Raw genomic sequence first — 7,200 nt, 5'->3', positions numbered from 1 at the left:
CCGTTGACTAAATTTAGCGTTTCGTTATTGCCCAGCCGGCGTATGCGCCTCCGCCATGGCGGGCGGGGCGGCGAAGGGGTAGGGTTCGTACTCGTCTCCTCGGACTGTCCCCGTGTTGTCGCGTTCGCTTGTTCGCGGGCTGCGGGCGCCTATGGCTTGACGAACTTCAGGGTCATGCGGTCGCTCTCGCCGATCGCAAGGTACTTGTCGCGGTCCTGCTCTTTCAGGCGCAGGGTGGGGGGCAGGGTCCATACTCCCTTGGGATGGTCGCGGGTGTCCCGCGGGTTGGCGTTGACCTCCGAGCGGGCCTGCAAGCGAAAGCCGGCCTCCTCGGCCAACTGCACTACGTATTCTTCCGGCACGTAGCCCTGTTTGACGCTGGCCGGCACATCGGCGCCGGGCGGCGCCCGGTGCTGCACGACGCCCAGGATGCCCCCCGGCCGCAGTACGCGGAAGCAGGCCTGGTAAACGCTCCGGGCCACTTCGTCGCGGATCCAGTTGTGGGTGTTGCGGAAGGTCAGCACCATGTCCATGGAATCGCTGTCCACCTGTTCCAGGTACGTGGGCTTCTGGAACGGCGAGACCATGTGCACGCGGCCGTAGGTGTCGGGGTCGGTGGCCAGCTTGGCGGCGTAATCGCGGTGGATGCCGGCCAGGTAATCGTTCCGGTGTTCGATCCCGAAACTGGCGACCGTCAGTTTCCCCTTCTGTGCCAGGAACGGCGCCAGCACTTCGGTGTACCAGCCGCCGCCGGGCGCGACCTCCAGCACCTGCATGTCCGCCCGCAGGCCGAAGAAACGCAGGGTTTCCGCCGGGTGGCGGTAGCGGTCGCGGGCGACGTGCTCCGGCGACCGGTGGGCGCCGGCCAGCGCCGCCTCCAGATCTTGCGCGAATGTTGCGGACGGGACTGCGGTCCACAGCAGCAGGGGCAACAGCAAGGATAGGGTGTCTCGTTTCGTCATGGGGTCCTCCCGGTTTCAGTCGCGGATCTTTTTGTGCAGATGCGGTGCGGTGGCCTTTTTGCCGGCCTTGAAATAGCGGCTCTCGCCGTCCAAGGCGGTGACGTTCTCATATACGCCGGCGTCCCTGCGCACCAGCTTGGTGAAGCCCAGTTCCTTTAACTGGCTGGGGCCCGTCGCGACATGGACGTATGGCGTTCCTATCTGCCGTACTACCGGTGCGGCGGGGTCGGTGTCGTCCAGGGAGAGCTGGGCCACGTAGCAGAGTTCGCCCCAGTCCTTTAACTCCACCGCCATGGGATGGAACACGCTCACCTTGCGCCCGTTGCTTTTGCAGTAGTACTGGTAAATCGGCATCGTCGGCATCCTCGCGCTACGAAGGCCATTATAGCAAAAGGCCGCGGCCCGCTACTCGTCCTCTCCCCGGTGTGCCGTCATTTGCTCGTCCACCCAGTCTTCTTCCTCCCATACCATCCCCTTTCTGCCCGGCACCGTCCGGCATTTCCCGGCCCGGTACGCGGGGCAGGATTTCGGGCCGTAGCAAAAGGTCTCGAAGCGGTATTTCTTTTTGCTGGGGTTCCAATGGTCCAGAGTGATTTCCACCGGCATTCGGCAGCCCCACATGCAGCGGGCGCACGCGCTCCGGTACGTGCACGGGTCGAGCCGCCGGTGCCCGCGCGCCCTGTAGGCCGGCAGTTCCGGCGGCACCCCCAGCCAGGGCGGCCCCTCCCCGGCGGTGTCAATCGCCGGAGTGGCGGCGGCCAGGATGCCGCTCGCCTTGTACATCTGCACCGGCTCGGTCTCCTGGCGCTGCACGGGCGCCGCTTTGCCTTTGACGTCCATGCCGGCCCGGAAGCCGTGTTTTTGATGGGCCTTGGCGCCCACGCCCACCGAGAACCGCTCCTGTCGCATCCCGACGCTGCCTTCCAGGAACAGGCAGTAGCCCAGGTAGGCATGGTGCCACTGGTCGAAAGAGCGCAGCAGACGGATGCGGGGTTGCACCCCCAGCAGCCGCCCGCTCCATACGATTTTGTCTGTCATGCGCGGGGATTCCATGCCGCAATTCGCCGTCCGCCCCCGGGCCCCATTGCATTGCATTGCGATTGCGTTGCGCGGGCCCGCTGTCATAGAGGCATGGGCGCATTATAATAGCCGTTCGTCATTTGAAACACGATTGCAAAGGGGGTAAGCCATGACTGCCAGAACACACGTTGCAATATTCGCCGCGATGCCTTGTCGCGCCCTGGGTAGCGTCCTGGGTCGCACCTTGGGCGCGGCGCTGCTCTGCTGTTGCGCCGTTGCCGCATATGCCGGGGATTCCGGGGATTCTTCCTATCCTGCCGTCTGGAGCGTCGGCCAGGCCGAGGGAGTGCAGGCGCCGGAGAGTGCCTACTACGACGAGGATTCCGGACTGCTGTTCGTATCCCAGATGGGCGCGGGCGGCGCCGGCGCCAAAGACGGCGACGGCTTTATATCGAAAATGAACGTCGCCGGCGAAATCCTGGAGCTTAAGTGGGTTACCGGGCTGAGCGCGCCCAAGGGCATGCGCAGCCACGGGGGCACGCTGTGGGTTTCGGATATAGACCGCCTGTTGGGCATTCGCATCGCCACCGGCGAGACCGTTCATGAGGTTGCGGTCCCGGGCGCGAAGTTTCTCAACGATGTCGCCTGCGGCGAAGACGGCTCGGTCTATGTCTCGGATATGCTGACCGGCCATATCCACCGCTACGACGACGGCCGTCTGTCCGTCTTCGCCGAGGGCGGCGTGGTTGAGCATCCCAACGGCTTGCTGGTGCAGGGGAACAGGCTGATCGTTGCCTCCTGGGGGCCCGGCATTCGGGAAGATTTCAGCACCGAAATGCCCGGCCGGGTGTTCGCGCTGGACCTGAACACGGGCGAGCGCACCGATCTCATGGGCGAATCGCTGGGCAACCTGGATGGCCTCGAGGCCGATGGCCGGGGCGGGTATATCGTCACCGACTGGGTCGCGGGTCTCGTTTATCGCATCGCCGGCGGCAAGGCAGAGCGGCTGATGAGTTTCCCCAAGGGGGCGGCGGACATCGCCTTTTTCCCCGCCACCGATCGGCTGATCCTGCCCGAGATGCTGGAGAACAAGATCACGGCCTTCGATCTGAGCGCGGCGTTCCAGGGCGCCGGCCAGTAGCCATGAATGGTCATGGATATTGGCCTTTACAAGAGCGACTTCGAATTTCTGCCTGCCCGCCGCTTGCGCAGCGAATTCGCCGATGCGGCAGGTTGCCGCACGGATATTAACGAAAGGAGCGCATGTTCCTGAAGTCAGAACTGCAAAACCGGGCCGAGCGCGCCGCCAAAAGTTTCAGGCAAGACGCAAGAAAACCAATCGTACTGGAATTCGCGGGCGTTCCCAAGGCTGGCAAGACCAGTACGTTGAACCAACTGCGCTCCTTCCTGAATCGTTGCGGGTTCCGTGCAGAAATCATCATGGAACGGGCCTCCGTCTGCCCCATTCGTGACAAAAAACATGCGAATTTCAATGTATGGACCGCATGCACCACGCTGGCGCAAATCCTGGAAAAGACCCAGGTTCCTCCTGGGGCAGGCGATCCCGATATCCTTATCCTCGACCGGGGCATATTTGACTCTATCTGCTGGATAACGACGATGGAGCGGCTCGCGCGAATTAGTCCCGCGGATAAAGAGAGCATAGAACGATTCCTGCTCATTAACGACTGGCGAAACAGGCTCTCCGCCGTATTCGTAATGACGGCCGCTCCTAAAGACGCCATAGAGCGGGAACAAGGGTATTTGCCGGTAATAAAAAACGGAGACTCTGGAGGATCTATTATGAACGAGAGTGTCCTCAAGCAAATCAATAGCTCCAATCGCGATTGCATGAAGCGGCTTGAGAATGACTTTCGGTTCTACCCTATAAATACTTCATCGAAGGAACTGCGGGGCAAACCGAAGAAAACTGTGGAAATCGTGGCCGACATCGTATTGGCGCTGATCGAAGAGCAGATCAAGGAGGAGATACTCGTACTTCCTAAAAACAAGGTCAAGGAGTTGTTCTCCAAGAGACCTTGCCTGGATGCGCTGGAGGCATCCGCCCTGGCCGGCCTGTTCACAAATGCCGGAGAGTTCGGGTTGCGCAAGGATGTGGAAGAGAACCCCAGCCTCGTTCAGGCTCTGCCTATAGTCGTCGTTCGCAATGCAACCGGCGCCGTGCTCAAGTTGCAGCGCAGAGAGAAGTCCGCGGCAAACCCCTTGCACGGGAAATTCGTTATCTGGGCCGGGGGTCATGTCCGCCAAGAAGACGCCGTCGACGGGAATGCCATCATACAGTGCGCGAGGCGCGAGCTGCAGGAAGAGCTTAGACTAAGCGTAAGTCCAGGCGACCTGCGGCTCATAGGAGCCGTCTATATGGACGCAGGCGAGCGTACCGCAAAGCACGCCGCGATTGCATACGAATGGCGGGCAAAGACAGACGATATCGTGATCGTTCTCAACAGGACGGAGTTCCTCGAAAAGAGCGGCGCTTCGCTGAGCGGCAGTTTTACCGAGTCCGACGAGCTCATGCGGGACGTGGAAGCCAAAAGGATCACCGATCCCTGGTCCGTGGAACTGTTGCGGGAGTGCCTCTTCAAAGATGCCCGCAATGTCACTTTGCGCCTCTTGTAAGGGGAATAGGCAAAGCCTCTCCCCGCATAAGGAAGCACGCAAGACCATAGGATACTCTGATTAAAACATATCCCGGCGCGCATCTTCTCTTCGCCATTCCTGCGAAAGCAGGAATCCAGTGCAAATAGAGCGCGGAACGCGCACATTGCGACGCCTGGCGGCCCGCGCCTGCCTTAAAAGGAGCGCGAAGCGCGCGCTTTCTATGCTGGATTCCTGCTTTCGCAGGAATAGCGGAATTATGCGCTGCCGCTTTAATCAGAGCATCCCATACTTTTCGACTCGTCAGGTTGCCGATCTGGGAGCGAGAGGCTCCAACTTGCTTCGCAGAACTTTTACGAATTGTTGTTGTGAGATTGTCTCGGATGCCAGAAGTTTATCGCTGGAGTCCTCAAGCGTAAGTATCTCCCAGTGGTCGCGGAGCAACTTGAACCGGTTTCCAATGCGATGCAGTTTAGGAACAAGCCAGATGATGTCGCCGTCGCCAAGGTCTTGCTTCGGTTCGTCGCTTGGCCCGCCGATGGCCTTGAAGAATGGACGGTCCACTGTGACAGCGATTTTTGAACCCCAGCGGCGTATGGTCGGCACCTTGATTTGCAACTGAGGCATGAGCCGTTTGGCGCTCGATGACCGCCAGTCTGGGCGACGGATTGCATCGGGAAAAGGAGGTGCGGCGAAATCGTCGTTGAGAAGCGATTGGAAGTAGGTGCCCATGGCCTTGCCGGAAACATAGACGGCTTGAATTTCAAGCGCGTACCACTTGAATTGATTATCGCTGTTTCCTGCGACAACCAGGTCTATTTTTCCCGCGGGCTTATCGGTGCTGGTGCCGTGCATGAATGACACTTCTCTTGCAACCTTTATGGTCCTCGGGGCAAGTTGGGCAATTTTCGCCAGCCAACGGACCAGCAATGACTCCTCGTCAAAGCGCTTAGGGCAGGTAATTACCGGCTCGCCGACTGCCTCGCCAATTCGATCATGGCCCGTTTTCCGGTAGCGTTGGATTGAGCAAACGCCCCCAGCCTTGGTGCAAGGCGGTTTGCCGGCCTGGAATGGGCACGGCGGCCTGTTCCCCTTTTTAGTTTTTGCCGCAAAATCCTGGCGCTCGGCGGCGCTAAGTGCCGTAAAAACATGCCCATACCATTCGGCAATTCCGTAGCGCTCGGGACGCTTGCCGGGATTGCGACGTTGCGGGCTCACTGTTCGAATACGGGTTTCGGCGTGATAACGATCTCTGGTATCCGAGCGTGATGCGTGTTCTTCATCAGCACCTGGACTGCATGGAACCGGTGTCTGCGAACGAGGGCCAGGATCTCGGGCGACTGGTCATAGGTCATCAGGAAATCGGCGTTGCTGTCAGCAAGAATTTGGAAGAGGCGCGAATGGTCAATGTCGTTGTGCGCGTAAAGTCGCCGGCCGGCGCGTTTGCCGCCTGCGGTATATGGCGGGTCAATGAAGGCTGCGATCTTGGTGTCGGAGAGCTCGACAATGGTCTTGAGGAAGGCGAGTCCGTCCGTTTCGCAGAAACGGATGCGGTCGGCGTGCGCTCCGATCGCTTTTATGCGCCGCACGATAGTCCAGGAATACCAACGCGATGCAATTCCTTTCCCGTTTTCGCCGGTACGCGACAGAGATGCCCCCGGGGCGAGTATGCCGCCGCGGCGCGTGCGGTTGAGTACGAGGGTGCGGAATCCGTGTTCCAGCACGTCGGTCGGGGTGCTGTTCAAGAGCTCTTCCACGGCGGTACGTGTAGGTTGGAAGCGCAAAATTCTGTCGCAAAGAGCGGGGCCGTGGTGTATGACGGCATGCCAAAAGGCCGCTACGTCATGATCTATCTCGGTCATGAGGCAATGATCCGCCAAGCCCTCCATTACCGCAGTGAGCGATACGATCCCGCCTCCGGCAAATGGTTCTACGAGCAGTGGCGGCGGCTGCGCGAAAGAGCCAAGCCAGGCGCGGATATGAGGCACCAGCCAGGTTTTACCGCCAGGATAACGCAATGGGCTGCGCTGCGGCACGGAAGCGACGTTGACTGCCGGGATCGGCGAAATGGGAATCCCGTTCTTGCCTTTCAGCGCGACGATGTTATAGGCAAGCTTGGATTGCATTCGAGAAGGCGGCGGCGACTTAGCGGAATTGCGCCGTCACGTGCATTTTCATGGTCTCTAAGGCCATGTTCTGGTTTTTCCTACATCGAGATGCGGATGCCCAGGTAGCCGGCGCGGGGGGCGCCGGGGGAGACGAAGCGGCTGCCGTAGTCGCGAGCTTCAAGGGCCGGAACTTCGTCGGCTTCTCCGTAGAGGCCGAAGGTCTCGTACTCTTTGTCCAGCACGTTGTCTATGCGCAGGAATAATCCGACCGAGGGCAGGGGGCGGTATTCGGTGTACAGGTTCAAGAGGAAGTAGCCGCCCAAAGGATCGTCCTCGTTGGATTCGTCGCCGCGCAGGTAGCGGGAAGAACTGTAGCTCCACTCGGCGCCGATCCGCATCGTGGGCGGCGTGTCCGAATCCTTGATGCGGGTCGGTGTCGCAAACTCCAGCAGGCCCTTGATGGAATGCAGCGGGATGCCCGGGATGCGGTCTCC

9 protein-coding genes are annotated in these 7,200 nt (G+C 60.3%); 2 read left to right on the top strand and 7 right to left on the bottom strand.

The features are described from left to right. Nucleotides 1–149: 149 nt before the first annotated feature. From OXU43_07070 to OXU43_07060, 3 genes are read right to left on the bottom strand one after another with little or no spacing between them, the layout of a single operon-like run. Complete coding sequence (locus tag OXU43_07070) at nt 150–962, bottom strand: methyltransferase (GenBank protein MDD9824915.1); 813 nt, start codon at nt 960–962, stop codon at nt 150–152. A 15-nt stretch (nt 963–977) separates the two neighbouring features. Next, a complete protein-coding gene (locus OXU43_07065) occupies nt 978–1,316 on the bottom strand; it encodes a zinc ribbon domain-containing protein (GenBank protein ID MDD9824914.1) in 339 nt (112 codons plus the stop codon). Nucleotides 1,317–1,367: 51 nt separating this feature from the next. After that, complete coding sequence (locus OXU43_07060; GenBank protein ID MDD9824913.1) at nt 1,368–2,000, bottom strand: hypothetical protein; 633 nt, start codon at nt 1,998–2,000, stop codon at nt 1,368–1,370. A 151-nt stretch (nt 2,001–2,151) separates the two neighbouring features. Between OXU43_07060 and OXU43_07055 the strand changes: the two genes are divergently transcribed. Then, entirely contained in the window at nt 2,152–3,123 is a 972-nt protein-coding gene (locus OXU43_07055) for a hypothetical protein (protein ID MDD9824912.1), read from the top strand. Nucleotides 3,124–3,257: 134 nt separating this feature from the next. Here OXU43_07055 and OXU43_07050 read toward each other — a convergent pair whose 3' ends face one another. Continuing rightward, a complete protein-coding gene (locus OXU43_07050) occupies nt 3,258–3,740 on the bottom strand; it encodes a hypothetical protein (protein ID MDD9824911.1) in 483 nt (160 codons plus the stop codon). Between the two features lie 45 nt (nt 3,741–3,785). Between OXU43_07050 and OXU43_07045 the strand changes: the two genes are divergently transcribed. Continuing rightward, entirely contained in the window at nt 3,786–4,619 is an 834-nt protein-coding gene (locus OXU43_07045) for an NUDIX domain-containing protein (protein MDD9824910.1), read from the top strand. 282 nt (nt 4,620–4,901) lie between these two features. Here the strand turns inward: OXU43_07045 and OXU43_07040 are convergent, their stop codons facing one another. The 3 genes from OXU43_07040 to OXU43_07030 form a co-directional block, all read right to left on the bottom strand. Further along, nucleotides 4,902–5,816 carry a NotI family restriction endonuclease gene (locus OXU43_07040; protein ID MDD9824909.1) on the bottom strand — a complete coding sequence of 305 codons (915 nt, stop codon included), beginning with the start codon at nt 5,814–5,816 and terminating at the stop codon, nt 4,902–4,904. Continuing rightward, nucleotides 5,813–6,724 (bottom strand): DNA adenine methylase, encoded by a 912-nt coding sequence (locus tag OXU43_07035; protein ID MDD9824908.1) that lies wholly within the window; start codon nt 6,722–6,724, stop codon nt 5,813–5,815. The genes OXU43_07040 and OXU43_07035 overlap by 4 nt, the downstream gene beginning before the upstream one ends. Nucleotides 6,725–6,804: 80 nt before the next feature. After that, on the bottom strand, nt 6,805–7,200 hold a 396-nt coding region (locus OXU43_07030), incomplete at its 5' end, for a TonB-dependent receptor (protein MDD9824907.1).

It is taken from the genome of Gammaproteobacteria bacterium (genome assembly GCA_028817255.1).
Classification (GTDB): Bacteria; Pseudomonadota; Gammaproteobacteria; order Porifericomitales; family Porifericomitaceae; genus Porifericomes; species Porifericomes azotivorans.
The sequence above is the reverse complement of the archived record's forward strand: the minus strand, read 5'-3'. Positions and strand labels throughout refer to the sequence as shown.

Coding starts and splice junctions, on each gene's coding strand:
- OXU43_07060 (MDD9824913.1), bottom strand. CDS start 2,000: ATGACAGACAAAATCGTATGGAGCGGGCGGCTGCTGGGGGTGCAACCC.
- OXU43_07035 (MDD9824908.1), bottom strand. CDS start 6,724: ATGCAATCCAAGCTTGCCTATAACATCGTCGCGCTGAAAGGCAAGAAC.
- OXU43_07045 (MDD9824910.1), top strand. CDS start 3,786: ATGAACGAGAGTGTCCTCAAGCAAATCAATAGCTCCAATCGCGATTGC.
- OXU43_07065 (MDD9824914.1), bottom strand. CDS start 1,316: ATGCCGATTTACCAGTACTACTGCAAAAGCAACGGGCGCAAGGTGAGC.
- OXU43_07070 (MDD9824915.1), bottom strand. CDS start 962: ATGACGAAACGAGACACCCTATCCTTGCTGTTGCCCCTGCTGCTGTGG.
- OXU43_07055 (MDD9824912.1), top strand. CDS start 2,152: ATGACTGCCAGAACACACGTTGCAATATTCGCCGCGATGCCTTGTCGC.